Raw genomic sequence first — 26,631 nt, 5'->3', positions numbered from 1 at the left:
GCTATTTTACAGGCTTCACTTTACCGCAATCGACGGACACAAACTTGCCCTCATAGCGAATGACAGTGTCTTTGCCTTTGCTGGTTTTGCCAGTCATCACGCCTTCATATTGAGTGTCGGACTTGGCAGTCCAGTCGAAAGTGCCTTTGGCGTCTTCTTTTGGGCAGTCAAAAGTGCCCGAGATCTTCTTCGCAGTTTGAGTCGTGATTTTTGTTTTGCAGGATTTGGTGGCATCCATCACTGAGCTTGGATTTTTAAGCATGTCCGCTGTATAGCATATACGATAGCCATCTTTTGTGATGGGCATATGAGAGCCGGATTTAGCCATCATTTCTTCCATTTGTTTGCGTTGCTCAGGGGGAACTTGCGCCAGAGCTTTATTCATTTCAGCCATGGGATCAAAAGTCTTTCCGTCCAAAGTCAAAGTCATCTTGGCTTCCCACAGACCCGGTTTGATATCGAAAGCCTGGGCCGAAGAGACGGTTGTCAGAAGAGCTGTTGCAAAAAGTAGATATCGCATAGGGAAACTCCAAGTCAAATTTGTTTAGCCTATTTTACGCGTAGATGAGGCTCCCCAGTCAAGGTACCAACGTCATTTCATAACGGGTGCTCTTTTGGATGCCGTCGTCACTCATGTGCTGAGGACGGTATTTTCCATCCAGAAACATTTGCACCTGATCTTTGTAGAAGGGTGACAAAATGTGTCCAGAAACTCCAATCGGATTAATACCCCAGCTTGTCTGTGGCTGCGCAAAATCAATCACACGGCGAGTGGATGGGCCTGCAACGACTTTGAAGTCACCACCCAAGCCACGCATTTTGTTGTTGTTAATCTCATTATAGGCGCCCGGCATCGGGTGGGGGCCGATATTGAAGATCTTATTCAGTGGGAAGCTGCGACCCAGGGGATGGGTGTACTCCACGGTGTGAAGATCGCCCCATGGGACATTGCGAACCTTTTCGATGGCGCTTAGGAAGGTCGTAGAAATGATTTTCGATTTATCGCTCTCTTTCCACCAAGGGGACTGGTCATCCAAAAGAGTGCGCTCATAGAACGCCCATGCATAAGGCGTGGTCAGATAAGTGGCTTTTTGCTCTGCGGGCATTTTTTCAAGTAGCAGCAGAACAATCTCATTGTTCCACTGGTGATAAAGACTGGCTTCGGTGGAATCAATTTCAGAATGAAGATTCCAGGATTTTAGTGCCGTCAGCTCTTTGTCAAAGCGCTGCTTGCTGGCTTCGTCCAGTTGCAAATTCTCCAGAAGTTTATCCAGCAACGCACGTGTCTGGTAGTTGTAGTTTTCAGTTTGCAGTGCTTTGACGTCTTCGACACTCCACAGGTCTTTTTCGTTCAAGGCGCGAGTCAGAGTTTGAAAGCGGTCATCCGACTGCCAGTCGCCGCGAATCAAAGAGTCCAAACCTTGGGGGCGAGAGTTGGCGGTGACAATAATGCCCGATGGTGGGTTGACCTGATGGGGTTTTTCCTGCCAGGGCAAGGTGCGGATGTATTCATCCTTACCGGACGCGCCATCCAGGATCATATCTGAATTGGGATTCTGTTTCACGGCGATGTCGCCAAAGATCCACCACGCGATGTTGTCGGCGTCGGCATACATCACGTTCAGCCCCGGAGCTGTGCCATATTGCAAGGCCTTTTCAAAGGCTGCGAGATCGTGGGATTCGGCCATCTCATAGAGCGCTTTCATGGGATTGTTTTCAGGACGGTGATAGGCCCACTTTAGTGCTAAATCTTTGCGTTCCAGAGTTTCATCCATGATCGGGCCGTGGGGGGTTTCAATCATATTCAAGGTCAGGTCGCTTTCGCCCTTGATTTTAATGACCTCGGTCCATTCTTGATAGGGGACTTCTTTGCCGGCAAAGACAACGGTCTTTTTTTCTTTGTTCAGAGTTTCAGCATACAGATCCATATCGTCAGCCAGTGACATGGTGAAACCCCAGGCATGATGGCGGTTGTGTCCTAGGACGGCGAAGGGAACCAGTGGAAGATAGTGCCCATAAAGCTCAAAGTCCGGAGTTTGCAGATGGGCTTCCACCCATGTTGCCGGGTGAGAAAAGCCAATATGCGGGTCATTGGCGAAAAGACTTTTTCCGGACTGCGAGCGCTCAGAAGAGATCAGCCAGGCGTTGCTGCCTTCAAAGCTTCCGGCAAAAAGGTCTTCTGTCGGCAGAACAAAAGGAGCCACCATTTCAGACCAGGAGGAAATTTTAAGGGGAGCCTTCAAAGGGTCGTTGCGCAAAGCCTGAAAGGCTTCTTCCGGTAATTGTTTTGCAAATTCAGTCATCAAAGGGTCTGCCTTCAGGGCAATGCCAAAGCTGTAGGCCATGTGGCCGGTCATGATATAGGCATCCCAAGGGGTGAAAGGTTCAGGTTTGATCCCGACAATTTGCAGGTCGTAGGGAAGCGGCTGGGTTTTGATGTACTCGTTGACACCATCAAAGTAAGCCTGCATTTCATCCCACATTTTTTGATCAAAGCGGCCTTCTTGTTTTTCCTTTTCAATCATGCGCTCAACAGCCCGTCTAAGCATCAGGCTGCGATAGAGCTTGTCACTTTTTAAGGCCAGATCACCAAAGACTTCACTTAAAGTTCCTTGAGTCATGCGACGGGAAAGCTCCATCTGAAACAACCGTTCGCTGGCCATGACAAACCCTAGGGCCCGCAGGGCGTCCACTTTGGTCGTGGCTTTGATATGAGGAATTCCGTATTGATCGCGAATGACAGAGACCGGAGATTTAAGGCCCGAGAGCGCGAGTTTTCCTTCCATTGGCGGCAAGGACTTTTGCATAAAGAAATAGCTGCCCACAGCCAGGACTAAAACCAATACAGTAAATACGAGAAGGCTTCGCTTGAATATTTTCATTCCAGAACTCTCAACTGGCGGCGGCACTCAGGCAAGGACCTTTAATGCCACCTCGCATATAACGCGGGGCTAGGGGTAAAAAAGTGCGGGTACTTTTTAGGGGGCGTGCTATTCTTGGAGGGATGGGCTCATCCTATAAAAAGAACTTCCAATTGGTGTCCGAATTCAAACCTTCTGGTGATCAGCCAAAAGCCATTGAGCAGATTGCTGAGAACTTTTCTGCAGGTCTTAAACATCAGACTTTACTAGGGGTGACCGGGTCTGGAAAAACCTTCACCATGGCACACACGATTGCCAACTTGAATCAGCCCGCTCTGGTGCTGGCACCGAATAAAACTCTGGCCGCCCAGTTGTATGCAGAGTTTAAAGAACTATTTCCTCACAACGCCGTAGAGTACTTTGTGAGTTACTATGATTACTACCAGCCGGAAGCCTATATTCCTTCCACCGATACCTACATCGAAAAAGATTCGGCCATCAATGAGCAGATCGATCGCATGCGCCACTCGGCCACAAGATCCTTGTTTGATCGCCGGGACGTGATCATCGTCAGCTCTGTGTCTTGTATTTATGGTTTGGGTTCCCCGGAGGCCTATGAAGGCATGATGATCCAGATTGTTTCCAATACCGAGATGAAACGGGATCATTTGTTGCGGGAATTGATTCGCATTCAGTATCAAAGAAATAATGTGGACTTCTCGCGTGGAACCGTGCGTGTGCGCGGAGATAATGTTGAGATCTTCCCTCCTTACGAGGAAGAACGCGCAGTGCGGGTTGAATTCTTTGGGGACTTTATCGAACGTCTTTCGTGGGTTGATCCTTTGACGGGACAGGTGCTCGAAGAGATAGATCAGATCGGTATTTATCCGGGAAGCCACCACGTCACCAGTGATGACAGTTTGAAACGGGCGATTAAAACCATTCAGGACGAGCTGCGTGATCGACTGGTGCAGCTCAATCAGGAAATGAAGCTTCTGGAAGCCCAGCGTTTGGAGCAAAGAACTTATTATGACATCGAAATGATGGAACAGATGGGCTTCTGTCAGGGGATTGAAAACTACTCTCGTCACATGACGGGTCGAGGGCCGGGCGAGCCACCTCCAACACTGCTGGAATACTTCCCGAAGGATTTTGTGACCTTTGTGGATGAGTCCCACGTCACCATTCCTCAGATCGGGGGCATGTATCGGGGGGACCGGGCGCGCAAGATGAATCTGGTTGAACACGGATTCCGTTTGCCTTCGGCTTTGGACAACCGTCCTTTGAACTTTCAGGAATTTGAAAAGATGATGGATAAGGTCGTCTATGTATCGGCGACCCCAGGTGTGTATGAACTGCAAAAGTCAGAAGGCGTGATCGTTGAACAGATCATCCGTCCGACGGGCCTGATTGATCCTGTCGTTGAAGTTCGACCGGTCAAACATCAGGTGGATGACTTGCTTAAAGAAATCCGAGACCGCGTGAAAAAGCAAGAGCGTGTTCTGATCACCACACTGACCAAGCGTTCGGCAGAAGATCTGACAGAGTATTATGAAAATCTGGGCATTAAAGTGAAGTACCTGCACAGTGAAATTGACACCATGGAACGTATGGAGATCCTGCGTGATTTGCGTTTGGGAGTCTTTGACGTTTTGGTCGGGATCAACTTGCTGAGAGAGGGATTGGATATTCCGGAGGTCAGCTTGGTCGGAATCACCGACGCCGATAAAGAGGGCTTCTTGCGCTCAGAAAGGTCCCTGGTGCAGACGATTGGTCGCGCCGCTCGTAATTTGAACGGCCGGGTGATCTTGTACGGGGATATAGTCACTGAAAGTATGCAAAAGGCGATCAACGAGACCGAGCGTCGTCGTCGTATTCAGGCTGAATACAATGAGGTTCATGGGATCACGCCACAATCGGTCAAAAAGAAAATCAAAGACGGTCTGGGTGAGCTGTTTGACGGAACCGTTTCGACGCCGTTGGCGGGGGAAACCAAGTCCGCAGCTATTATGAATAAGTTTGCGCAACAGCCGGATAAAATTCAGCAGGAAATTGAAAAGCTGCGTGTGCGCATGAAAGAGCTTTCAGCAAATCTGGAATTTGAAGAAGCCGCCAAGATCCGGGACGAAATTAAACGTCTGCAGATTGTTGAACTGAATGTTCGCAGTGGCGAAGTAGAGTCTGAAAGCGCGGAGGTCGTCAAGGATGGCCTCAAGTAGCTCTCGGTTTGAAGAGGTTCGCGATAAGGTGAAGGAATTCCCCACGCAGAGTGGTGTTTATCTTATGAAAAACACCGCCGACAAGATCATCTATGTCGGTAAAGCCAAGAACCTTCGCAGCCGTGTTCGCAGTTACTTCACCGACAGCAAGGATCATTCTCCAAAAACCCGACTTCTGGTTTCGAATATCAACGAGGTTGAGTACATTCTGACTAAGACGGAAGTGGAAGCCTTCCTGCTTGAAGCCTCGCTAATTAAAAAACATCGTCCGAAGTACAATATCCGCCTGCGGGATGATAAGGCTTATCCTTATATCCGCCTTAGCTGGGGCGATGAATTTCCACGTCTTTATCTGGCGCGAAAGGTGAAGAAAGACGGCTCTCTTTACTTTGGTCCTTACACTTCGGGTCTGGCGGTACAGGGAACTATTCGCTTTCTAAATAGAACCTTCAAGATCCGTGACTGTACGGATGCGGTTTTTAAAACCCGCAAACGTCCTTGCATGACTTATCAGATCGGTCGTTGTACGGCTCCATGTGTGGAGTACATCAACAAAGACGACTATCGTGGCGAAGTCGAAGGGGCGAAGTTGTTTTTAAAAGGCCAAAACCGCAAAGTGGTCAAAGCCATGACTGAAAAAATGCGAGCAGCTGCCGATGAGGAAAAGTTTGAAGTCGCTGCCAGACTGCGGGACTCCGTGGAGTCCATCAAGGCGATTCTGCAAAAACAAGCCGTCATCAACGACACCTCGGAAAAAGATCAGGATGCCGTGGGCTTCTTTGGGGACGAGCGCGGATGCCTTATTGAAACCGTCCACGTGCGGGCCGGCCGGGTGATCGGAACTAGATCGCATTATCTGCCGCACTTTGATCCGAATGATGCTGTTGAAGACCCACGCGAATGGTTGGTGGACTTCCTGAATCAGTACTATGACGATAACTTCATCCCAGACGAAGTTCTTTTGCCGTTGGATATTGGCAACGACCTGACCAAATTGATGGAAGAAGTGCTTAAAGAACGTTCGGGCAGCAAGACAGTGGTGAGGTTTGCCACGGATGAACGAGGGCGCAATCTGGTTGAAATGGCCCATGACAATGCCAAGTCGCACTTCCTGAAGTACGTTTCCAAATCCGAAGAAAAATTGCGAGGCCTGGACGAGATCAAAGAACGCTTTGGTCTATCAGAGCGCCCGCGCCGCATTGAGTGTTACGACATTTCGACCTTCCAAGGTGCTGAAACCGTTGCTTCCCAAGTGGTCTTTGAAGATGGTGTTCCTGCAAAAGAGCACTATCGTCGCTATAAAATCAGAACAGTTCAGGGGATCAACGACTTTGCTTCTATGTATGAAGTCTTGAATCGCCGTTTTAAGCACACTGAATACGAAGATCCACAGTTGATTGTGATCGACGGGGGTAAGGGGCAACTGGCGCAGGCGATGAAGATTTTGGAAGAAATCGGGCGCAAAGACATTCCGGTGGTGGGGTTGGCAAAAGCCCGTACGGAAAGTGATTTCCAGAAGCAGGAAGTCGAGTCCACGGAAGAACGCTTCTTCCTGCCGGGCCGATCCAATCCGGTGATTTTCAAACACAATGCTGAGGCTCTGTATATTTTGGCGGGCATTCGGGATGAGGCCCATCGTTTTGCGATCACTTATCACCGTAAGTTGCGCGAAGGTACGTCGCTGGAAAGTGAACTGGATTACGTTGTGGGGCTGGGGGAAAAAAGAAAGAAACTTCTTTTGACTCGATTCCAGTCTATTGATGAAATTAAAATGGCCGATCCTGAAGAAATCGCGAAGCTGAAAACGTTCAATCGAGTTTTGGCAGAACGTATTTTGCTTCAGCTCAATGAAGGCGAAGAAGAAGAAACTGAGGTTGAAGAGTGAAGAGTCATGCGCTCTTAGTGGGACTGGGGATATTTTTAAGCCGTATTGCGGGCTTGGTCCGTGAACGGGTGTTTGCCCACTTTTTCGGGAACTCCGACGCCGGGGACGCTTTTAAGGCCGCCTTAAAGATTCCCAATTTTCTGCAAAATCTTTTTGGTGAGGGCGTTCTTTCCGCCAGTTTCATTCCGGTCTATGCTCAGCTTTTAGCAAAAAAACATGATGAAGAAGCGGCTAAGGTCGCGTCAGTTGTTGGCAGCCTGCTGTTTTTGCTGACATCGTTTCTGGTTTTAGGCGGTGTGTTTGCAACGCCCTTCCTGATTGACTTGATCGCACCTGGATTCACCGGTGAAAAACGCACTTTGACCATTCAAATTGTTCAGATCCTTTTCCCGGGAACGGGATTCCTGGTGATGTCGGCGTGGTGTTTGGGGATTTTGAACTCCCACCGTCGCTTCTTCCTTTCCTATGTCGCTCCGGTGATCTGGAACCTGTCGATCATTGCGGCATTGGTTTTATGGGGCGGTAAGCAGGGACAGTTTGATCTGGCGGTCACAGTGGCCTGGGGGCTTGTTGCGGGAAGTTTCCTGCAGTTCTTTATTCAGCTGCCCTCGGCCCTTCGTTTGGGGAAAAAAATTTCTCCTTCATTGAATTTGCAACTGTCCTCGGTACGCACGGTGGTTCGCAACTTTGTGCCCGTGGTTTTCTCCCGTGGTGTGGTGCAGATCAGTGCTTATATTGATAACGTCTTGGCCAGCTTGCTTCCGACCGGGGCGGTTTCGGCTTTAGCTTACGCGCAGACCTTGTATCTTCTGCCGGTCAGCCTTTTTGGCATGAGTGTTTCTGCGGCCGAGCTTCCGGCAATGTCCCAGGCCACGGGCAGTGACGAGGATATTCGGCATTATCTGCAAGGTCGTCTGAATCGGGGCTTGCAGCAAATTGCCTTCTTTATTATTCCGTCCGTCGTGGGTTTTCTGATTTTGGGGGACCTGATTGTCGGAGCTGTGTTTCAGACGGGACAATTTCAGGCCGAAAACACTCGCTATGTATGGCTGGTCTTGGTCGGGTATACCGTGGGACTTCTGGCTTCCACGCTGGGGCGCTTGTATTCCTCAACGTTTTATTCTTTGAAAGACACAAGAACCCCTTTGCAGTTCGCGATTGTGCGCGTGATCTTCGCGACGGTATTGGGTGTATTGGGCGGTTTCTATCTGCCTGAGGCTTTGGGTTTTGATAAGCAATGGGGTACGGTGGGCTTAACGGTGGCGGCCGGAACGGCCGGATGGATTGAGTTCTATCTGCTGCGACAGGCGTTGAATAAAAAAATCGGCAAAACCGGTCTGCCTTTGATCTTCCAAGGTAAGGTTTGGTTTATGGCCTTGGTTGGGGCTGGGGCGGGTGCAGTTGTGGTGCGTCTTCTTGTCGACCCAGCGGTGCATGTGATCATTCGTGCGGTGATTGCACTTGGAATTTATGGAGTTCTTTATTTCCTCCTGGGGTATATGTTCAAAGTCGAACAGGCTCACAGTCTTTTGCAGAAAATTCTGCGCCGTATTCGTTAGTGGATATTCGCCCTTGATCCAGGTTGGTTTTCCAGCGAGAATTAACCATGGCGCGTACTTTTGTTTTTATATTTTTTCTCTTGGCGTACAGTAACTTATGGGCGCGGGGCTCCACGGCTGAGTGTTCAAATAAAATTCAAGCTCAGTGGGATGTGCAAAGACATGACCTAAAGCGCATCTACGAAGAAATTGATCCCACAATAGATATTTTGGATGATAATTTTCCCAGTGCCTCAGTTCAGACTCGAAATTCAAGCACTGAGGCCGTGTACACGTTGCACGGCTTTATGGGAAGCCCGGCGGAAATGCGCATGATTGGGGAGTTGGCGTTTAGGGCTGGCTACGATGTGTTTAGCGACACAATTCCTGGTTTTGGCGGCACTGCTTTGATTGCAAATCAATTTAATCGTCAGCAGTGGTTGGATCATACCAGGCGCAGATTGCTGCAACTGGCATCATGTTATGACAAAGTTCACTTGGTTGGTTTTTCCACAGGTGGGTTGTTGATTCATCGGTTTTTGTATGATCATCCTGAGTTGGCAAAAAAATTCTCGGTAACGCTTTATTCTCCTTTCTACGATCCTAATTCGTTCTTTTTGAAGATATTGGGATCTTTAACTGGTGATATCCCTGTTGGGGTGTCGGTCAAGACCATGTATAAGCTTTCAAAACATCCAGATCTTGTGGTGTTGCTTAAAGAGCCGGAGGCATATTTACAAGACATACCTCTGGCTGCGGCAAACCAAGTTTTTGAGTTAGGCCATGAACTTCAAGATTTGCAGGTAAAGAATCTTCGATCAATAGCTTCGCCGTTGATGCTATTTCTGGCGCATGGCGATCGGGTGTTGAACTTTAGTAACTCGGAATACATGACACGAGTTTTTAATAAGAGGCAACTAGTGGCGCTACCTTCGTCCATTCCGCATCATCTGATGGTTAGCAGTGTAAGTGCTTCAGCACAGGCCGTCGCCAAAGATACGCTTCATTTTATTGAAAGTAATTAAATGGCAAGCATGGAAAACAACTTTGATTTTATTATTATCGGCTCGGGTTTTGGTGGTTCCGTTTCCGCATTAAGATTGGCCCAAAAAGGCTACAAGGTGGCAGTCCTGGAAAAAGGTCGCAGATATGCGCCGTCGGATTTTGCGAAAACCAACTGGAACCTAAGGAAGTTTCTGTGGGCGCCCTCGTTACGGTTGTTTGGAATTCAACAGATTACTTTTTTAAAAGGCGTTATGGCGCTGCATGGTGTTGGGGTTGGCGGAGGCAGTTTGGTATATGCAAATACGTTGATGAAGCCTCAAGACGAAGTTTTTTTGCAGTGGCCAAAAGGGGTGAATTGGAAAGATGAATTGGCACCCGGCTATGAAAAAGCAAAAAAGATTCTGGGTGTTACGGTGAATCGTTTCGAAAGTATCTCTGATAAATATCTTCAAAAGTTGGGGCATGAGCTTGGAATTGCAGACACCTATCACTTGACTGAGGTCGGAGTGTATTTTGGAACTCCAGGTGAAACAGTTCCTGACCCCTACTTCGCAGGGGAAGGCCCTGCGCGGACGGGCTGCAATGCCTGTGGAGCCTGTATGGTGGGCTGCCGTGTGGGAGCTAAGAACACATTGGATAAAAACTATTTATACTTTGCGGAAAAGTGGGGCGCGAAGATTTTAGATTCATTGCATGTAGATCAGGTTCTTCCCGAAGGGGGGCGCTACAAAGTTACTGCGAAACGAACAGATAGGATTTTTTCGGAAAAAACTGTTTTTACTGCAGATAGGGTTATTTTCGCGGCCGGTGTGTTGGGAACGTTAGAGATTCTTTTTAAAAACAAGTATTCTTACGGTCATCTTAGCAAGATTTCAGAAAAGCTTGGTAAGATGGTACGAACAAATGGTGAAAGCCTGTGTGGTGCCACGCAAACAGGGACGCATGAAGATCTTTCGGTGGGTATTGCAATCGGTTCTGCAATACATCCAGATAAGGACACAAAGATCGAGCCGGTGCGCTATCCAGCCGGGTCCGACGCGATGAAGTTTTTAGCAGTTCCCCTGACGGGCCCGGGAAATCGCGTTGTTCGCCCAATAAAGATGTTGTGTAACTTAGTTTTTAAGGCGCCGACTTTTATAAAGATTTACTTTTTTTCTGATTGGTCAAAAAAGGGGATTATCCTTTTGGTTATGAAGTCCATAGACCAGACACTTGAAATAAAGTGGAGACGTACTTGGATGCGACTTTTTCAAAAGCATTTAACGACGGACTTGAAGGGGCAGAATGTTCCTAGCTATATGCCAATTGCGCAGAAGGCTTCGACTTTGCTTGCAAAAATAGTGGGTGGAGTTCCGCAGAATGTTGTTTCTGAGGTGGTTATGGGAACGCCGGCAACAGCACACATGCTTGGAGGCTGTTCTTTATCAGACATCGGTGTGGACTCGGTCATAAATCAATGGCACGAGCTTCAAAGCTATCCCGGCCTCTATGTTTGTGATGGCAGTGTTATCCCCTCTAATTTGGGTGTCAATCCAAGTCTTACCATCAGCGCCCTTGCAGAGAGATTTGCGACGCAGTTCCCATTGGCGTCCGGTATGACCAATTCTGAATTTGAACGTCGCTGCAATATTATCTAGCGAGGTTGAGTTGTTTTGCAGATTAAGGATGGCGAAAGTTCTCTATGAATGAATCTGTTTGGTCTCCGTTAAAAATCTCCATTTATAGGTCCTTTTGGATCTGTGCATTCTTATCAAATCTAGGTACTTGGATCCAGGATGTGGCGGCAAGCTGGGTGATGACACATTTGTCGATGTCGCCATTGATTGTATCCTTGCTGTCGTTCACGGGCAGTTTGCCAGTGTTGTTCCTCAGTATCCCCTCGGGTTATGTTTCTGATTTGGGGCATCGGCGCAAGGTGCTGCTGTTTGCGCAGGGCCTGATGTTCAGTGCGGCAGGCTTGTTGGCTTATTTGGTCTGGCAGGAAAAGGTGACCGAGGTCAGTCTGCTGGGGTTGTCCTTGGTGATGGGAATTGGGTTTGCGCTGACAAATCCAGCGTTCCAGTCGGTGCTGACTGATTTGGTACCGACACCGATGCAGGCGCAGGCCGTTCTGGTTTACTACATGGGTATTAATATTACGCGAGTCCTGGGGCCCACGTTAGGTGGCGGGATTCTGAGTGGCTTTGGTCCGAGCGCCGCCTTTCTGGTGAACAGCTTTTCTTTTTTGGGATTGATTCTGTTTTTCTGGAAATGGCCAGTAAAAGAAAATCTGACCGAGAAAAAGAATATCAAAATTGCCGAGTCGGATTGGAAGCCGCTGCTGTCTTTGCACAACATGAAATTATGGGTTGAGATTTTCTGTGTCACCTTCTTTGCCTCCTCCTTGTGGGCGTTGTATCCGACCCGAGGCCGTATTGAGATGCAGTTGTCATCGTTGCAATATGGCTCTTTGCTGGGTTTCCTGGGGTTGGGTGCTTGTATCAGTGCGATTTTATCTGAAAAAATCATGCAGCCTCACCGAACGCAAAAGTCTTTGGCCGGATCCTATGTGATTTACGCTGTGGGCATTTTGTTGTTGGGCCTGGCGCCGGGATATCTTTATGTGTGTGCAGCGATGTTCTTTGCGGGGATCGGGTGGTTGGTACTATCGACCCTGATGAACATGAGTTCCCGCCAGATCACGGGCGCTTCTCAGCTGAAGGCCACTATGCTGGGGGTCTTTATGGCGGTGTTCTATGCGGGGATGGCGCTTGGAGCAATCACATGGGGGGCGGTTGCTAGAATTGGTTCGACCTCTTTGGCATTGATCGTCGCTGCGACAGGGTTGTCGCTGATTGGATTTTACAAAGGCCTTAAAGAGCTTGTTCCGGGAAAAAACTAGAAATCTGCGGTAATTCCGGTCAAATTTTTCATTCTTAAAGAGCTTCAAGATTACAAAAATGACAGACCTTTTGGATCTTACAAATTTGCTTGGCTTATTTGTATTGATCCTTTATCAACCTCTGCCTGTTTAATGAAAACTTTTGAGGTTCTGATGAAAAGATGTGCTGTTTTTCTGCTGTTATTTGTGGCTTGTGTGGCTTTTGGGAATTCTTCGGTTCGGACCGTGGAAGGGTGTTCCGTTTTTCATCCGGACCTGCCTTGGAAAGCTCCTGCACAGGCGGCTTGGAGCGGGACGTGTGTTTCTGGTGCAGCGGCCGGGTTCGGCTGGTACCGCTTTGATTTGGCTGCGGAAGGATTCAAGGACACCAAACTGGAAGTATTCCTGAATCTTGATGGTGGTTCGCTGGCGAATGAATTCTATTATGCTCGAATGACCACCCAGGGACAGGTTCAGTACGAGGGCTATGCTGAAGTGGGCGGATATCAGATCTCTGCTGAAGACTGTGCCGCTGATAGTTCTTGCCGCCAGTTGAAGACGGCGAAAGAAAATGATGGTAAACCTCCGGTTCCACCTACGCGTCCTAAGGGGCCGCCAATTCCTGAGGCACCTCCGAAAGAACAAGCGCCTAAGACTCAAATCCCGCCACCTAAGAGTGAGTCTTTGCAAGACAGCCGGGACTTTTTCCAAAGAGTGAATCAGCAAATTCCAGTGTTTATGCGCGCTCATTTTAGTGGCGAACCGGAAGTCGCTCAAGAGGTGATTGCCTCCATGGAAACCTTCAAAAACGAATGGGTGAAGTATTCTGCTTATATCTGCCAAAGAGGCGGGCGTCAGTTGAGTTCTTGTGAGAAATATCAGCTGGATATGATGTCCTATTTGCTGATGCGGATGATGGCTCAGGAGACCGAGGACTACTTCCCGGTGACGAGCGGCTTTTCCAATTATTCCGAAACCAAATGTGCATCGACGAATTCGATGGCAGATCATCTGAATTGTATTCAGAGACAATGTGAAAAAAGAGCCCGAGAGTTACAGGGAATGCATCCGAAGGCTATGGCAGCGGGGCTTGAGGCAATTGCGGCTTACGCCCATGGTTTGTCTTATATGAGTGCCAGCGGTGGTTCGGCGCGCATGTCTGAGTCACTTTATCTTTACGAGCGCATGCTTCAGTTTGTGTATGAAATGGCTTATTTTCAGTGGAAAAATTAGTCAGTCTTTAGAAGTCATTTCTTAGTGAATGCGATGATGACGAGCTTCCTTTTTTTGTTCACAGCAAGGACAGGAAGCTTCTTCAGAAAGCACGGCGTGTTCGGTCATTTGCTTATAGCTGAACTCCAAAGCAGTCCCGCATTGTTCGCAGTTGTTGATCGCCTGACGGAAAGATTCGCGTTTTGTGAACTCTTCAGTAGGGATGATATTGAATCTGAAAACTTCCATGGGAACCTCCTTAAAGGCCGTCTGTGCTACGATATCTTTCTTATCGGTAAAACTTGTTTCAACTTGAGACGAAAATGCACCATGACATAGGGTTTAGGCAGTGCATTAAGGCCGGTTTTTATAGTCTCTAGATCTAGGTCCAGATACAATCGGCGCCATGAAAGACTACATCCAGTATCTTCAAGACGTCCTTGGTCTTCAAAATGTCATGCTCTCTCAAGATCAGGCTTCAGAAAGTGAAGCGATCAAGACAAGGTTTTTCACCTCTGGTGGGCCCTTCAACCCGTCGGAGCTGCGTCACTATGAACTGGTGTTCTTAAATATCCTGACTCAAAAAAAAGAAAGTCTGTTTTTGCCTGAGGTTCAGGATCTGGCGGCAAAGATGAAAGCGGCCATGAAACTTCGCAATCTGCAGGTGCTGGAGCTGGATTGCACTGTGGATGATCGTTCGCAACTGCCGTCCGAGCTGGCCAAGGTCTGCGAAAGCAAAGTGGTTGTGGTCTATAGTTCTTTCCCTAAAGACATTGGCGAGTTGATTTTCAAAGGTCCCGGTAAATGGATTGAAACTTACAGTCCGGCTTATCTGCTGGAAGATCCGGGTGCTAAAAAAGTGGTTTGGAATGATCTGCAAAAAGTGATGAAGGAGTTGGGAGTATGAAGTTCCTGATGCTGCTGTTCATGGCTTTCTTTGTCGGGGCAGCTGCGCAGGCTGATTGCACCACCTCGATCACTATCAACGAGGCCATTTCTGCCTCCACCTCGGATTATTTGGAACGGGCTGAGCGCCGATCGGTGGAAAATAAATGCAGTTCTTTGTATTTGCGTATCAATACGCCGGGCGGCAGTTTGCAAAGCACGCGCCTGATTGTCGAGCGCATCTTGGCCTCCCCTGTGCCTTACCTGTGTCTGATTGCTCCGCGGGGTGGTCACGCTGGCAGTGCGGGCGCGATCATTCTGCAAGCGTGTCATGTGAACGGCGGCCTGACGGCGACCAACATTGGCGCGGCAACACCTATCTTAGGTTCAGGGGGTGAAACACCTGAAGATCTGCGCAAAAAACTGATCAACGATACTGTGAGTTGGATGGAAGGAGTCACAAAACTTCGTGGGCGCAGTCTGAAGTTTTCCAAAGAGATTATCACCGAAGCCAAATCCTTAAGTAGCGAAGTGGCGCATCAGGAGGGGGCGTTGGATATTCTGGCAACCTCCGAGCTTGATTTCCTGGAAAAGGCCCAGGGGCGTAAGGTGCTTATTGGTGAAAAGAAAGAACCTTCCATTGTGGCTGTTCATGATCTGCAGGAGTTTGCTCCGGACTTGCGCTATAAAGTTTTAAGCTTTGTCGCAGATCCTGAGTTTGCTTACTTGTTATTCATGGGAAGTCTGGCCTTGTTGTATGTGGAAATCACGCATCCGGGCTTGATTGCTCCGGGTGTTATCGGTGGGATTGGCTTGGTGCTTTCCATGGTGGCGTTCCATAAGCTGGATGTCACGTGGGGTGGTTTGGCCTTGATCCTTTTGGGGATTGCCTTCCTGATTGCAGAGATGTTCATCCCAAGTTTTGGAGCTTTGGGAATTGGTGGTTTGATTGCTGTTTTCGTGGGGAGTGTATTCTTGTTTGATGCGCAGACAACAGGCTATAGCCTGCCGCTATCTTTGATTATTTCTGTTGTGGGTGTTCTGGGGATTGTCTTCCTGGGGATTGGTTATCTGGCATTGAAAACCATTCGCTTAAAAACCAAGGATGCCGATGCGCAGATGCAAAGTACTGACGGCGTGGTGATGACGGTTGAGGGCAACGGTCATCGCGGTCAGGTGGAGATTATTGGCGAGATCTGGAATTTTGTTTCTGAAGATCCGCTGCAAGTGAAGGACCGTGTGCACGTCACTGGACGTCAGGGTCTGACTTTAAATGTAAAGAAAATTAAATAAGGAGAGAGAAATGGAATTTTTAATTGGCCTGATTGTGATCGGCGGTATCGTCGGCAGCTCGATGATCAAAATTTTGAACGACTGGGAGCGTGGTGTTGTCCTGCGCCTGGGTAAAGCTGTGGGTGTGCGTGGACCTGGTTTGATTTTATTGATTCCTTTTGTCGAGCGTATGATCAAGCTCGACACCCGTACTATCACTATGGATGTGCAGCCTCAGGATGTTATCACGAAGGACAACGTATCCATGCAGGTGAATGCGGTTGTTTACTTTAAAGTGGTTTCTCCGATGGAGGCGATCACTAAAATTGAAGACTACTATTTCGCCACCAGTCAGTTGGCGCAAACAACTTTGCGTTCTGTGATGGGGCAATACTATCTGGATGATGTGCTTGAGCACCGTGATAAGATCAACGCCGCTTTGCAGGTGATTCTGGACAAGGCGACGGAATCCTGGGGTATCAAAGTCACCATGGTTGAAGTGAAGCAGATCGATCTTCCTAAAGAAATGCAAAGAGCGATGGCGCGTGAAGCGGAAGCTGAGCGTGAACGTCGTGCTAAAGTTATTTCTGCCGATGGGGAGGTTCAGCGTGCTCAGAAGCTTCAGGAGGCCTCTAACACTTTGGCGGGTTCTCCATCGGCTTTGCAGTTGGCGTATTTGCAGGCTTTGACTGAGATCGCGGGGGATAAAACCAATACGATCCTGTTCCCTATGCCGCTGGACATCATTAAACCGTTCATGGAGATGGCGAAAAAGGAAAACTAGACTTTTATCGCTGGACCATTGTTGGTTAAATAAAGGGGACAAAGCCGGATGCTTTGTCCCTTTTTTATTTTCAAAACTCTACGGACGGAGTTTGGCAGTGAAGCTAGTATGGGCATCTTTGACTTTCATCTTGGTCTTCGTCAGCTTTGTATCTGACGCTCACTCCAGTGTGGTTTCAGAAACGACGACTCCGTTGGTGCGAGTTCGACTGAAATCTCTTTCCTCCAAAATCCAACTCACCGGGTTGGGGCTGCGTTTTCAGAATTTGTCCCAGAACTTCCGCCCTGTGGCCTTGCCTCAAGATGCGCAGGCTGAAGTGCGTGTTCTGCAAAAAGATGGAAAAAAAATCTGGGCCTTGCGCACGAACAACAAAGCCAACGAGCACCTTTTCACTGACAAGTATCTTTTGATCCAAGGTCACAACATCCGCATTGGTTCGCAAGCACTGCCGTCGCGGGTGCTGCTAAGTATGAATGCCGGGATGGTCGATGTCGTGGGTGTGATGCCCCTGGATGAATATGTGGTTGGAGTTCTTGCCAGCGAAATGCCGTTGTCCTGGCCGCTGGAAACACTAAAAGCGCAGGCGGTGGCGGCAAGATCTTATGCCTTGGCCGTGATCAATGAACGCAAAGACAAAGCCTATCATCTGGAAAGCAGTGTTCTGGATCAGGTCTTCCGCCATGTGGTGGCTGAGGACCGCACAAGTCCTTTGATTCAAAAGGCCATGCAGGCCGTGGAAGAGACCAAAGGCCTTAAATTGTGGGGCCCGAAAAGTCGTGTTCTGAAAGCCTTTTATCATTCTGACTGTGGGGGCAAGACGACCACATCCAAAAATGTCTGGAACTACGGAGTCAACACGGGGATCGTGGTGGATAGTTCATGCCCCACGAATCCGCGTGGACAATGGAAGCTGACTTTAAGCAAAGAAGATCTGAAAAAACGTCTGCGTGTGGCTGATTTTGAAAGTATTGAGTTCGAAAGAAATCCACTGGATCAGCGGGTTAAGTCCGTGCGCTTGGCGTTTAACGGCAGCCCCGAAAAAGTTTTGTCCGCCAATGACTTCCGTCAGTCTTTGGGATTCCAGGATCTGCGCAGCGCTTTGTTTGAGATGAAAAAACAAGGTGAAGAATTTCTTTTCCAGGGCCGTGGTTTCGGGCACGGTGTTGGCCTTTGTCAGTGGGGCAGCCGCTCACTGGGGCAAAAGGGGTACACCTACAAACAAATCCTGAATCACTATTATCCGCTGGCGAAACTTCAGTAAGTATCGTTTAAGCAAAATGGCTATCGTCTGTTGGTTTGGAAATTACAATTCAACCGAAGAAGGTGGGCTGAGAGACTTTGCAGGAGAGATAGAAAGAAAAAGAGCTCCGCAAGAGAGTCTCTTTCAGGAAAAATTTCAAGGCCTCAAAATTAGAAAGCCAGGAAAACGCGGGCTGCGAACATGAAAACCGCACCCAGAATCAATGCATTTGTCGCTGTGACTGTCATCGTAAAATCCTTTTTCAAAATTGATACATCCCATTTCGGTAAGATGAGGAAAAATCTTAAATTTTCGTTTTTTCGTCGAAGTTTTGTGCATATCAAGATGTGACAGTGGTGCCCCTTTTGCGCACCCTCCACAGACATTAGACGCTCCGGTGAATTTGTATCACTCCGGGATGGGTGAATATCCCTAGTTATATCATGTAGTTGTGGTGATTTTTCGGAGGTTGGCACGTTGGCACAGGCGTCGCAATAGAGTCTCTGTGAGAGGTCCATCAATCAACCGGACCTTTTAAGTGAGGCTGATATGAAAACATTCAACTCTAAACTGATCTTCCTGCTGGCGGCGTTCTCTTTGATGGGCGTAGGTTGCGGTAAGAGCAATCAGTTCCAGACTGGATCTAATAATACGAATCAGCCTATTTATGATGGCGGTGTTGGTGGCGAAGCTCCTGTAGCTCCAGATGGAGGCGGAACTTCTTCAGGCTCTACATCTGGTGGTAACGTGGTTGATTTCGTACCAGTGTCTTTCGCTGAGATGAACTCTTATGTAGGTATTCGTCCGCTGAACAATCCAAGCAACTATAAGTTGACGATTGATTTGGAAAACGTAGGCAGCAACCGCTACGGTGGCACTGTGAAGCTGTCTTATGTGGATACTGGTTACACATACACAGGTAGTTTTGATTCTGGTCTGGGCACTAACGCAAAGATGAGCGGCTTGCAGGACAACAATATGTTGGAAGCTGAATACAACAGATGGTTCACTTACAACGGTAAGACAGTCTTCAACGGCTTCTTCCAGGATCAGTACGGTGCGATTGTTGTGGTTATCGATAAAGTTGTAAACCAAGGTGATGGTCAGGGTTCCAGTACAGTGTCTGGCTCGGTTTACTACAAGAACTTTGGTCAGTCTTATGTACAGCAGTCTCCATACAGAAAATGCTGGTACATCCGCTCTGGTCCATACAACTGCCGCGCTTCTGCTGTAATGAACAAAACAAGTCCATACCCAGCAGACGGTTACAGAAAGCTTGGAACATTCTCGGGCTTGGTAGTATCCGCAGCGTTTAAATAGTCGGCCCCTGCCGACAGTGCTGGAGCACCTACGGGCGCGGAAGCTGAAGTAGATTTAGATTTTAATAAAGAGAGATTTTAAACCGGAAAAACAGGAGAGAGAATATGGAAAGACTTAACAAAAAAACTTTAAGTTTTCCAGCAATGAGTTTCACACGAGCTTTCGCAGCGCTGGGAATGGTATTGGCTTTGGCGGCTTGCGGAAAGGGCGGCGGCGGCGGAACCACGGTTGTGGGGCCGAACTGTTTGCAGCAGACTTGTGGTGGAATAAATTCGCCGACGGTTCTCGGGGTCTATAAATCCGAGAATTACAGAAAAGACATTGTTTTTTCTAATATGAGTATAATTGCCCAGTCGACAAATGTGCAGTTGAGCGGATCTGGAGAAATTTATAGAACATACTCCGGCCCGGTTGCTGTCCAAGGCTTCTTGGATTTTGTGGTGCCAGGACAGGATCTTTACTCTCCCCAATGCTCTGTGCCTGTGGGACGATATAATGTGTCCACACAATCGGTGGGCAGCATGGGATATGCGGGCGGCGATTTCGTGATGCCGGTAATTATTGCGCAAGGACCTGCGACTTTAGAAATGCGAATTGAGTCTCCTCTGTCTACAATGTCGGGTGGACAATTGAGCAACGGCTCAGGTGAGCTGCGGCTTTATTCCAAGGTGTCTATCTTAAAAGTCAACGGAGTCGTTTGTTCCTCTAACTTTAACGAAATCTTCAACTAGTCTCTGTTTTCAAGTTGAATCACCAAGCCCCGGGTTTATCCTGGGGTTTTTTATTTCTTGCTCTTGGATGAAAGTCTGGGTCTAATGGGGATATGGAACTACCTCTTTGGATCGACTTCTTTGATGAACTGCAAAATGTACGAGGACGCTCCCAGAATACGGTGATGGCTTATCGCCGCGACCTGGAACTTTATGTCGAGTACCGTAAAAACAATAAAACAGTGCCTGGTTTTTACGAATTCATGAAAAAGCAGAATCTCTCTACTCGCTCTCAGGCGCGTGTGATCTCTTCTTTGCGCACCTATTTCAAGTTCTGTGAAACTCGCGGAATGAAGTGCCCGGAGCTGCGTGAGCTTCGTCCACCGAAAGTCAAAGTGGGTCTGCCAAAGGTTCTGACTCCGCAAGAGTTCCAGCAGCTTTTTGATGCAGCAGAGGTCAACGACCCGGTTAAAACGGCTCGTAATCAACTGACTTTGTTGTTCCTGTATGGTTTGGGTTGCCGTGTTTCTGAATTGATTTCTTTGAACGTGGTGGACTTCAACCAGACGGATCGTTGGATCAAGGTTCTGGGTAAGGGTAATAAAGAGCGTCTGGTGCCTTTGACAGAAAAACTGACCGAAAATCTGACGGCTTATCTGAAAGAGCATCGTCCTTCCCTGATGAAAGAAAATGGTCCGTCTATCCTGATCAATGACCGTGGGCACAGACCTTCACGGGTGGACGTGTGGAGATGGCTGGCGGCGTGGTCTGCGCGAGCAGGTTTCGAGGAGCCAGTGAATCCGCACAGATTCCGTCATGGTTGCGCCACTGCCTTGCTGGAAAGCGGGGCCGACTTGCGCTCCATCCAGATGTTGTTGGGGCATGCGAGCATTCAGACAACACAGATTTATACCAATGTGACCACTAATACGATGACCAAAACCATCGAAGAACATCATCCGCTGTCGCAGATGGTGGACGCGGATAAATAATCGTCCGGAACTCGAGAGGCCTTCCCAGTGAAGGCCTTTTTTATTGCCCTTGGATGACGGGACCCTTTTTGCTTTGTGCCCGTCACTATGAAAATCAAATCTCTTATTCGTAATCAAGATCGTTTGGTGCCTGTTGAGGTGGAACTGAGTTTCGTCGCGGGGCTGCCACAGATTCAATTCTTAGGGCTTCCGGATCAGGCGATCAAAGAAAGTATTCACCGGATCAAAAGCGCCATTCGCAATCAAGGTTTTGAGTTTCCGAAAGCGCAGCAGATTTTGGTGAACCTGCGGCCTTCGCATTTAAAGAAAACCTCTCGAGGTCTGGAGCTGGCTGTCGCTTTGGGGATTTTGTGGGAAACAGAACAGATCCCCAAGCCCGACGGAGAAGAGGCTTTTGTGTACGGTGAGCTTTCTTTGGGTGGGGAAGTCTTTGAGCCTGAGGACTTGATGGAGGACTTCGATCCTGAAGAGACTTTGCAAGTTTGGACCGGGACAGGGCTGGATAATAAGGCTCCGTTCACAAGATGGCGTTTGCAGGAGTTAAAAGATGTCAGTCAGCCCGAGATTGTGCCCCTGTCCCCACGGGAATATGTGGTTGAGCGTCCGTCTTTCGGTCTTGATCTGGAGTTTCCTGAGCGGCAGGCAAAGCTATTAAAGCTGGTGGCGTTGGGTGAGCACTCCGTTTTACTGGCCGGGCCTGCGGGCTCAGGAAAAAGTACGATTGCCAAAAGCCTTCATTCACTTTTGCAGGCGCCAACACAAAAAGAAATGCATGAAATCAGACAGAATAATAAGGGCGGCAGCGAGGCTCCGTTAAGCTGGCGTCCTATGGTGCATCCCCATCACTCAACGAGTCCCCTCGGCTTGATTGGTGGGGGTGTTCCTCCTTTTAAGGGCGATATCACACGGGCTCATAAGGGAATGATGGTGCTTGATGAATTGTTGGAGTTTCACACGCGGGCCCAGGAGGCGTTGCGAGAACCGATGGAAGACTTCCGGATTCGCATTCGTCGAGGGCGTTACGTGGAAGAACATCCGGCGGAAGCTCTGGTGATTGCCACCACGAACTTATGTCCCTGTGGTGATTGGGTGCCGAATTCGCGAGTGATCTGCGGACGTTCGATCAAGAAGTGTCAGTCCTATATGGAGCGATTGTCTGGCCCCTTGGTGGATCGTTTCCAAGTGACGTTCTTTACTCGTAAGCGGGAAGAGGGCGGCACCGTGGCTGGGCAAAGTCTGTTGCAGGAACTAGAAGACGCCCGGCAGTTCCGTCAGGCCATGGCCGATAAAGATGCGCGTTTCCGTAAGGTCGCAGCCCGTTGGAATTGGGAAGAGCTGACTCAGGACCTGCCCAGCTTCTATATGCGAGAACTTTTCCCAAAAGAGCTATCCTCACGCCGTCGCGAGCTTGCGACGCTTCGAGTCGCAAGAAGTCTTGCTGATCTGATGAAGGCCGAAAAGCTGCATCCCTTGCATGTGGAAGAGGCGTTGAAGATCACCCACCTGCCGTTTGAGGCCCTAAAACGGCTGGGATGTTAAAATGCAATCTGGATTAATATGCATATTATATGTATTATGTGAGTATGTATGCCGCGAATAAAGTACCTTGAGTCCATTCGCGGTGGGGTTTCTGTATGGATCTATTATAAAGACCATGGTTTTCCGCATGTGGAGATATACAAAGGAAAGCCATCGTCCTATGAGGCTCATCTGAAGCTGAATCTGTTGGATTTTTCAGTGATGGAATGTTCTGGCTTTAGCGAAAGAGCTGTCAGAGTTTTGCTTAAGGAGCTGGAGCCTTACAGAAGTATTTTGTTGAGGGATTGGTATGAAATCACAGAAAGCTAAAATTACCTACGGCAGTGTCGAAATAGATGAAGGAGAGTTTTCTCCTGAGAACGTCAAAGTCAGGGTCACCGCAATGGTGGATGGTGACGTATTGGATGCTCTTAAGAAGCGGGCTGTGAGAGAGAGTACTAAATACCAGACTTTGATGAACCGTCTTCTGAGGGACAGTCTGTTTGGCGCAGAGCCTCCAGATATGGATAAAATTGAAGAGGCGCTTCTAAAGCGAGGATTTATAAAGAGACGTTAAGGTGTCATGTTTGGCGTTGACAGAAAAGGGGGGAAAGATTAATTTCAATCTTCCTTCGACGGTGATGTGGCCGAGGGGTTAGGCTCAGCTCTGCAAAAGCTGCTACAGCGGTTCAAATCCGCTCGTCACCTCCAATTAAACCCGCTTTATGCGGGTTTTTTCGTTTTTGCGGCTGTTTCAAACTAGCCTCGCATATGTTGCAAAGTTTGTGCAGAGATATTTTGTCTCAAAATCAGTTGTTTATTTATCAGACTACATTGTTGGAATAAGGCTTGTTTCTTGAGTTGAGGCGCGAGTTGTTTTTTACCTCTCATGCTCTCACATTTTTCTTTCCTAAAGTAATAAAGGAAAGGAGACGAAGTGTTTCCTGAAATGACGTCGGTCTAAGGTGGACCGATTGAGCTCGAGAATCGAAGCAAACAATCTGGAGGTTTTTATGAATAAATTAGTAAAAGTATTTGGCGGACTGGGGACTTTGGTCGTCGGCATGTTGATAAGTTGGCAAAGTCAGGCAGGCGTTTTGGTTGAGCCGTTTGTTGGTTATGATCAGGAAAAAATCGAAGCCGAACCCACAGCCGGAACGGGTTTTACGGTTACCAACAAGGGTTTCAATTACGGAGCTCGTCTTGGGTATCGCTTCAATCAGGGATTGTGGTTGGCAGGTGAATATACTCTGGGAAGTGGTGATTCGGAAAGCAGTCAGGCGGGCTCCTCGTCTTCGACCTACAGTAAAAGTATCGCTGGCGCGGTGATCGGGTATGACGTGAATCGCTTCCGTTTCTGGGGCGGTTACGGATTCTCTGCAAAGAGCACGGTGAAAGATGACAGCGGGGAAACGGATTTTACTGGAACAATGTTGAAAGTGGGCGCTGGGTACAAGGCTCTGAACAAGCTTTCTATAAACCTGGAATATATCATACCTAAGTTTGATAAGTTTGAGTCCGGTGGCATGGAGGGTGATATTTCTACGATTTTCTCTAAGTTTGACTCTTCCGCCGTGAGTTTGTCTTTGAGCTTCCCATTTGATCTTTCCGGTAAATAGTATTTGAATCACTGACGGTCGCTGAGGCTAACCCCCTGGCGACTGTCTTGAACGTCACCTGCTCTGAATATGGCGAACCAACTTGACGATCTCGCCAAACTGTTTTTGCACGTTGATATAGATGCTTTGGGCGTTACAACGGACCGTATGGTTATCAGCAGGTTCGTTGGAGTTGCGTGTGGTCTTGGAGGCGATTCCAACGACATAGTCGCGGCCATTAATTTTGGCAAACGCCGGGCCGCCAGAGTCACCCTGGCAAATGCCTTGCCCTTGGGTTTGATCAACGCGGAATCGGTTTTCAGATTTGGAATATTCAGCGATCTGAAGTTTTACCGAACGCAGTCTATTTCCACCATCTCCGGAGACGTCCGCCCACACACCATTGGTGCGACCATATCCCGCCGCAAGAATACTTTGCAATGATCCCACAGATACATCCAGTAACGGGGTTATTACGATATCTTCTGGAAGCTGTTTTTTAAGCTTTAAGACCCCAAAGTCATAATCCTGATCGCCACTTTTATAAAGTTCGTGGGTCACAAAGCTGTCTTCGGCAAAGGCTAGGTGTTTTCCGTCTTTATTTTTATATTCCACCGTGCGCAGATACTTTTCAGGGGTCATCAGGCAGTGCGCGGCGGTCAGAATCAGTTGGCGACTCAGGGGAATTCCGGTGCACTGAAACACGTCGTTCATTTCCACAGACTGACCGTTGATAAATTCAGTTCGGGTGTTGTAGTAGGTGCGAATGCTGACGACCATCTGGGACAGCCTGTTGGCAGGAGGCGTGATCGTGCCTCCGATAACCCCTTGGGAATCGGATAAGTTCAATTCCGGGCCGTCATTCAAGCTTTGTGGGCTTTCCTGGCAATTGATCAGCAGAAGTGAGAGCAACACTAATAGTCTTTTCATAATTTTTCTGGGCTCCAGAGCCCTTTTCTGGAGATGCGATACTTGTGCCTAAGGAAGTGACCACGAGGTGAGCTATAGGCTTGTTGGCGGGTTTAGCCTGGCTAAAAATGTCACCGGGTGACGGTCTTAAGTGAAGTTATTTCCCAAAAAGGCCCCTAAGCCAAAGCCTGTTGATGTAAATACTGGCAAGGATCTTGTATTTGCATTCGCCGACGAGGTGAATTGATGGATACGCAACCTGTTCGTTTGTTATTTGCGATCACAGCCTTGATCTTGGCAGGAGCTTCGACGGCGAAAGCTCAGGTGCCACCTCGCCCCGGTATGGCGGCGGTGGTTCAAGGTCAAAGCTCGATCGATTATCTGATGGCTGTTGACGGCTTAAATGCGGCTTCAATCCGTGATGCTCTGCTGGGTGCATGGGAGCATGGCTTGAATCCTTCGGCTTATTGGGGCGAGGAGTTTGAACAGTCTTTCCTGCGTGGAACTTTGGAGTCGGACTTTGATCATCGCCAGATTTTGGCGATGTACGTAAAAGCCCTGCGTGACGTGCACGGTGGCAGTGTGAATCCGGTGGGTCTGGCTTCCGATATCAAGTTGAAAAAGAAAGACTTTCTGACGCCAGAACAATTACGTGCGGTTGTGTTAAGTAGTCAGGGGAATGCTCGCTCTGTGATCGAAAAGCTGGCGCCTCAGATTCCAGTTTATCAATCTTTGAGAACTGCTTTGCAGAGACTTTATCCGTTGCTGCATACGGGGCAGTGGGAAAGTATCACTCCAGCCAAGAAGGCGTTGTCCTTGGGCCGCAAAGATCCGGTGATCATCAAGCTTAAAGAGCGTTTGCGCCTTCTGGGTTATCGCATTGACAGTATGAATGATACTTTCGATCAGGATATGCTGATTGCCATCAATGATATTCAGTTGAACTTGAAAATGAAACCGGATGGGGTGATTTCACCAGGCGGCCGGACGTGGAAGTTCTTTGGTGTGTCGCTTGTGGATCGCCTTCGCCAGCTTCAGGCAGACATGGAACAACTGCGTTGGTTGCCGCAATCTTTGGAAGATCGTCATATCTTTGTGAATACGGCGTTTTCACATTTCATGATGATCGACAAAAAGAACAATGTTTCCATGAGTTTTAAGTCTATTAATGGAACCTCTGAAAGAAAAACCCCAACGATGCGTGACCGCATCACGTATCTGGTGATGAACCCGACGTGGACGATTCCTCCGACGGTGTTTTTGAATGACAAGGTTGAAATTCTGAAGAAGCTTGATGCCAAGGGCATTCGTAAGTATTTCAATGACAACAGATTTGAAGTCTTTACTTCGGACTTTACAAGAACCATTGATCCGACCACGATTGACTGGAAGTCGATCAAGTCTTCCAGCGTGAACTTCTATATCCGTCAGAAACCAAGCTATAACAATGCCTTGGGTGTGGTGAAGTTCATGATGACCAATCCTTACGCGATCTATCTGCATGACACCAATCAGAGAGACCTGTTTGGTGAAGCTCAGCGCCTGCGCAGTTCCGGTTGTGTTCGCTTGGAAAAGCCGCTGGATCTGGCGGAGTACTTGCTTGCTGGTACGCAATGGTCTCGCCCGCAGATTGAAAACTTCGTTGTTAAAGAGGGTCAGATCGTGGATCGCGAAACGCGAGTGGATCTGAAAGATCCGATGCCGGTTTATTTGGTACCTGTAACTTCACAAATGAACTCGGATGGTGTTATTCGTTTTGTTGAAGATGTGTATGGGCATAATCAGTTGATTTTATCACAAGTGAAAGGATTGGGACGGTAACT

The 26,631-nt window shown here is 48.3% G+C and carries 23 protein-coding genes, 1 tRNA gene and 1 pseudogene; 21 read left to right on the top strand and 4 right to left on the bottom strand.

Going from position 1 to position 26,631, the window contains the following annotated elements; genetic code table 11:
• Position 1: 1 nt before the first annotated feature.
• On the bottom strand, positions 2–520 hold the full coding sequence (locus tag ACES2G_RS10430; RefSeq protein ID WP_347357801.1) for a DUF3617 domain-containing protein: 519 nt from the start codon (positions 518–520) through the stop codon (positions 2–4).
• 58 nt (positions 521–578) lie between these two features.
• Positions 579–2,882: a penicillin acylase family protein gene (locus ACES2G_RS10425; protein ID WP_374000110.1), complete on the bottom strand. Its 2,304-nt coding sequence runs from the start codon at positions 2,880–2,882 to the stop codon at positions 579–581.
• 122 nt (positions 2,883–3,004) lie between these two features.
• Between ACES2G_RS10425 and uvrB the strand changes: the two genes are divergently transcribed.
• From uvrB to ACES2G_RS10385, 8 genes and pseudogenes are all read left to right on the top strand, one after another.
• Complete coding sequence (uvrB, locus tag ACES2G_RS10420; RefSeq protein WP_374000109.1) at positions 3,005–5,080, top strand: excinuclease ABC subunit UvrB; 2,076 nt, start codon at positions 3,005–3,007, stop codon at positions 5,078–5,080.
• Positions 5,067–6,965 (top strand): excinuclease ABC subunit UvrC, encoded by a 1,899-nt coding sequence (uvrC, locus tag ACES2G_RS10415; protein WP_347357804.1) that lies wholly within the window; start codon positions 5,067–5,069, stop codon positions 6,963–6,965. Before uvrB ends, uvrC begins: the two co-directional genes overlap by 14 nt.
• Positions 6,962–8,524, top strand: coding sequence for a murein biosynthesis integral membrane protein MurJ (murJ, locus tag ACES2G_RS10410; protein ID WP_374000108.1), 1,563 nt, complete (start codon positions 6,962–6,964; stop codon positions 8,522–8,524). The genes uvrC and murJ overlap by 4 nt, the downstream gene beginning before the upstream one ends.
• 47 nt (positions 8,525–8,571) lie before the next feature.
• A complete protein-coding gene (locus tag ACES2G_RS10405) occupies positions 8,572–9,528 on the top strand; it encodes an alpha/beta hydrolase (protein WP_374000107.1) in 957 nt (318 codons plus the stop codon).
• Positions 9,529–9,609 (top strand): annotated as a pseudogene (locus ACES2G_RS10400) (hypothetical protein); the annotation flags it as partial.
• A 111-nt stretch (positions 9,610–9,720) separates the two neighbouring features.
• Positions 9,721–11,145: a GMC family oxidoreductase N-terminal domain-containing protein gene (locus ACES2G_RS10395; protein ID WP_374001896.1), complete on the top strand. Its 1,425-nt coding sequence runs from the start codon at positions 9,721–9,723 to the stop codon at positions 11,143–11,145.
• Between the two features lie 44 nt (positions 11,146–11,189).
• Positions 11,190–12,389: an MFS transporter gene (locus ACES2G_RS10390; RefSeq protein ID WP_374000106.1), complete on the top strand. Its 1,200-nt coding sequence runs from the start codon at positions 11,190–11,192 to the stop codon at positions 12,387–12,389.
• Positions 12,390–12,542: 153 nt separating this feature from the next.
• On the top strand, positions 12,543–13,601 hold the full coding sequence (locus ACES2G_RS10385) for a hypothetical protein (RefSeq protein ID WP_374000105.1): 1,059 nt from the start codon (positions 12,543–12,545) through the stop codon (positions 13,599–13,601).
• Positions 13,602–13,622: 21 nt separating this feature from the next.
• On the opposite strand, the gene ACES2G_RS10380 is transcribed toward ACES2G_RS10385, so the two are convergent.
• On the bottom strand, positions 13,623–13,829 hold the full coding sequence (locus tag ACES2G_RS10380) for a hypothetical protein (RefSeq protein ID WP_347357810.1): 207 nt from the start codon (positions 13,827–13,829) through the stop codon (positions 13,623–13,625).
• Positions 13,830–13,986: 157 nt separating this feature from the next.
• On the opposite strand from ACES2G_RS10380, the gene ACES2G_RS10375 reads away from it, so the two are divergent.
• From ACES2G_RS10375 to ACES2G_RS10320, 12 genes are all read left to right on the top strand, one after another.
• Complete coding sequence (locus ACES2G_RS10375; protein WP_347357811.1) at positions 13,987–14,487, top strand: hypothetical protein; 501 nt, start codon at positions 13,987–13,989, stop codon at positions 14,485–14,487.
• Complete coding sequence (locus tag ACES2G_RS10370; protein WP_347357812.1) at positions 14,484–15,758, top strand: nodulation protein NfeD; 1,275 nt, start codon at positions 14,484–14,486, stop codon at positions 15,756–15,758. Before ACES2G_RS10375 ends, ACES2G_RS10370 begins: the two co-directional genes overlap by 4 nt.
• A gap of 10 nt (positions 15,759–15,768) precedes the next feature.
• Positions 15,769–16,521: a slipin family protein gene (locus tag ACES2G_RS10365; RefSeq protein WP_347357813.1), complete on the top strand. Its 753-nt coding sequence runs from the start codon at positions 15,769–15,771 to the stop codon at positions 16,519–16,521.
• Between the two features lie 97 nt (positions 16,522–16,618).
• Positions 16,619–17,782 carry a SpoIID/LytB domain-containing protein gene (locus ACES2G_RS10360; RefSeq protein ID WP_347357814.1) on the top strand — a complete coding sequence of 388 codons (1,164 nt, stop codon included), beginning with the start codon at positions 16,619–16,621 and terminating at the stop codon, positions 17,780–17,782.
• A 528-nt stretch (positions 17,783–18,310) separates the two neighbouring features.
• Entirely contained in the window at positions 18,311–19,081 is a 771-nt protein-coding gene (locus ACES2G_RS10355) for a hypothetical protein (protein ID WP_347357815.1), read from the top strand.
• A gap of 104 nt (positions 19,082–19,185) precedes the next feature.
• Complete coding sequence (locus tag ACES2G_RS10350; protein ID WP_347357816.1) at positions 19,186–19,812, top strand: hypothetical protein; 627 nt, start codon at positions 19,186–19,188, stop codon at positions 19,810–19,812.
• Positions 19,813–19,904: 92 nt separating this feature from the next.
• Complete coding sequence (locus ACES2G_RS10345; RefSeq protein ID WP_347357817.1) at positions 19,905–20,783, top strand: site-specific tyrosine recombinase; 879 nt, start codon at positions 19,905–19,907, stop codon at positions 20,781–20,783.
• Between the two features lie 87 nt (positions 20,784–20,870).
• A complete protein-coding gene (locus ACES2G_RS10340) occupies positions 20,871–22,322 on the top strand; it encodes an ATP-binding protein (protein ID WP_347357818.1) in 1,452 nt (483 codons plus the stop codon).
• Positions 22,323–22,370: 48 nt separating this feature from the next.
• On the top strand, positions 22,371–22,631 hold the full coding sequence (locus ACES2G_RS10335) for a hypothetical protein (RefSeq protein WP_374000104.1): 261 nt from the start codon (positions 22,371–22,373) through the stop codon (positions 22,629–22,631).
• Positions 22,612–22,878, top strand: a complete 267-nt coding sequence (locus ACES2G_RS10330; RefSeq protein WP_374000103.1) for a BrnA antitoxin family protein — start codon at positions 22,612–22,614, stop codon at positions 22,876–22,878. Before ACES2G_RS10335 ends, ACES2G_RS10330 begins: the two co-directional genes overlap by 20 nt.
• Before the next feature lie 60 nt (positions 22,879–22,938).
• Positions 22,939–23,012 (top strand) — tRNA-Cys (locus ACES2G_RS10325).
• Between the two features lie 302 nt (positions 23,013–23,314).
• Positions 23,315–23,920 (top strand): outer membrane beta-barrel protein, encoded by a 606-nt coding sequence (locus ACES2G_RS10320; RefSeq protein WP_374000102.1) that lies wholly within the window; start codon positions 23,315–23,317, stop codon positions 23,918–23,920.
• A 54-nt stretch (positions 23,921–23,974) separates the two neighbouring features.
• Here ACES2G_RS10320 and ACES2G_RS10315 read toward each other — a convergent pair whose 3' ends face one another.
• The gene (locus ACES2G_RS10315) at positions 23,975–24,829 is read right to left on the bottom strand and encodes a trypsin-like serine protease (protein ID WP_374000101.1); all 855 of its coding nucleotides are present in this window, start codon (positions 24,827–24,829) and stop codon (positions 23,975–23,977) included.
• Positions 24,830–25,054: 225 nt separating this feature from the next.
• On the opposite strand from ACES2G_RS10315, the gene ACES2G_RS10310 reads away from it, so the two are divergent.
• Positions 25,055–26,629: a murein L,D-transpeptidase gene (locus ACES2G_RS10310; protein WP_374000100.1), complete on the top strand. Its 1,575-nt coding sequence runs from the start codon at positions 25,055–25,057 to the stop codon at positions 26,627–26,629.
• The last annotated feature ends 2 nt before the right edge of the window (positions 26,630–26,631 follow it).

The organism is Bdellovibrio bacteriovorus, from assembly GCF_041888015.1.
Taxonomy (GTDB): domain Bacteria; phylum Bdellovibrionota; class Bdellovibrionia; order Bdellovibrionales; family Bdellovibrionaceae; genus Bdellovibrio.
This window is presented reverse-complemented; position numbering and strand designations above follow the sequence as displayed.

Coding starts and splice junctions, on each gene's coding strand:
- ACES2G_RS10330 (WP_374000103.1), top strand. CDS start 22,612: ATGAAATCACAGAAAGCTAAAATTACCTACGGCAGTGTCGAAATAGAT.
- ACES2G_RS10340 (WP_347357818.1), top strand. CDS start 20,871: ATGAAAATCAAATCTCTTATTCGTAATCAAGATCGTTTGGTGCCTGTT.
- ACES2G_RS10405 (WP_374000107.1), top strand. CDS start 8,572: ATGGCGCGTACTTTTGTTTTTATATTTTTTCTCTTGGCGTACAGTAAC.
- ACES2G_RS10345 (WP_347357817.1), top strand. CDS start 19,905: ATGGAACTACCTCTTTGGATCGACTTCTTTGATGAACTGCAAAATGTA.
- ACES2G_RS10310 (WP_374000100.1), top strand. CDS start 25,055: ATGGATACGCAACCTGTTCGTTTGTTATTTGCGATCACAGCCTTGATC.
- ACES2G_RS10425 (WP_374000110.1), bottom strand. CDS start 2,882: ATGAAAATATTCAAGCGAAGCCTTCTCGTATTTACTGTATTGGTTTTA.
- uvrB (WP_374000109.1), top strand. CDS start 3,005: ATGGGCTCATCCTATAAAAAGAACTTCCAATTGGTGTCCGAATTCAAA.
- ACES2G_RS10430 (WP_347357801.1), bottom strand. CDS start 520: ATGCGATATCTACTTTTTGCAACAGCTCTTCTGACAACCGTCTCTTCG.
- ACES2G_RS10375 (WP_347357811.1), top strand. CDS start 13,987: ATGAAAGACTACATCCAGTATCTTCAAGACGTCCTTGGTCTTCAAAAT.
- ACES2G_RS10320 (WP_374000102.1), top strand. CDS start 23,315: ATGAATAAATTAGTAAAAGTATTTGGCGGACTGGGGACTTTGGTCGTC.
- ACES2G_RS10385 (WP_374000105.1), top strand. CDS start 12,543: ATGAAAAGATGTGCTGTTTTTCTGCTGTTATTTGTGGCTTGTGTGGCT.
- uvrC (WP_347357804.1), top strand. CDS start 5,067: ATGGCCTCAAGTAGCTCTCGGTTTGAAGAGGTTCGCGATAAGGTGAAG.
- ACES2G_RS10380 (WP_347357810.1), bottom strand. CDS start 13,829: ATGGAAGTTTTCAGATTCAATATCATCCCTACTGAAGAGTTCACAAAA.
- ACES2G_RS10355 (WP_347357815.1), top strand. CDS start 18,311: ATGAAAACATTCAACTCTAAACTGATCTTCCTGCTGGCGGCGTTCTCT.
- ACES2G_RS10350 (WP_347357816.1), top strand. CDS start 19,186: ATGGAAAGACTTAACAAAAAAACTTTAAGTTTTCCAGCAATGAGTTTC.
- ACES2G_RS10365 (WP_347357813.1), top strand. CDS start 15,769: ATGGAATTTTTAATTGGCCTGATTGTGATCGGCGGTATCGTCGGCAGC.
- ACES2G_RS10370 (WP_347357812.1), top strand. CDS start 14,484: ATGAAGTTCCTGATGCTGCTGTTCATGGCTTTCTTTGTCGGGGCAGCT.
- ACES2G_RS10315 (WP_374000101.1), bottom strand. CDS start 24,829: ATGAAAAGACTATTAGTGTTGCTCTCACTTCTGCTGATCAATTGCCAG.
- ACES2G_RS10390 (WP_374000106.1), top strand. CDS start 11,190: ATGAATGAATCTGTTTGGTCTCCGTTAAAAATCTCCATTTATAGGTCC.
- ACES2G_RS10335 (WP_374000104.1), top strand. CDS start 22,371: ATGCCGCGAATAAAGTACCTTGAGTCCATTCGCGGTGGGGTTTCTGTA.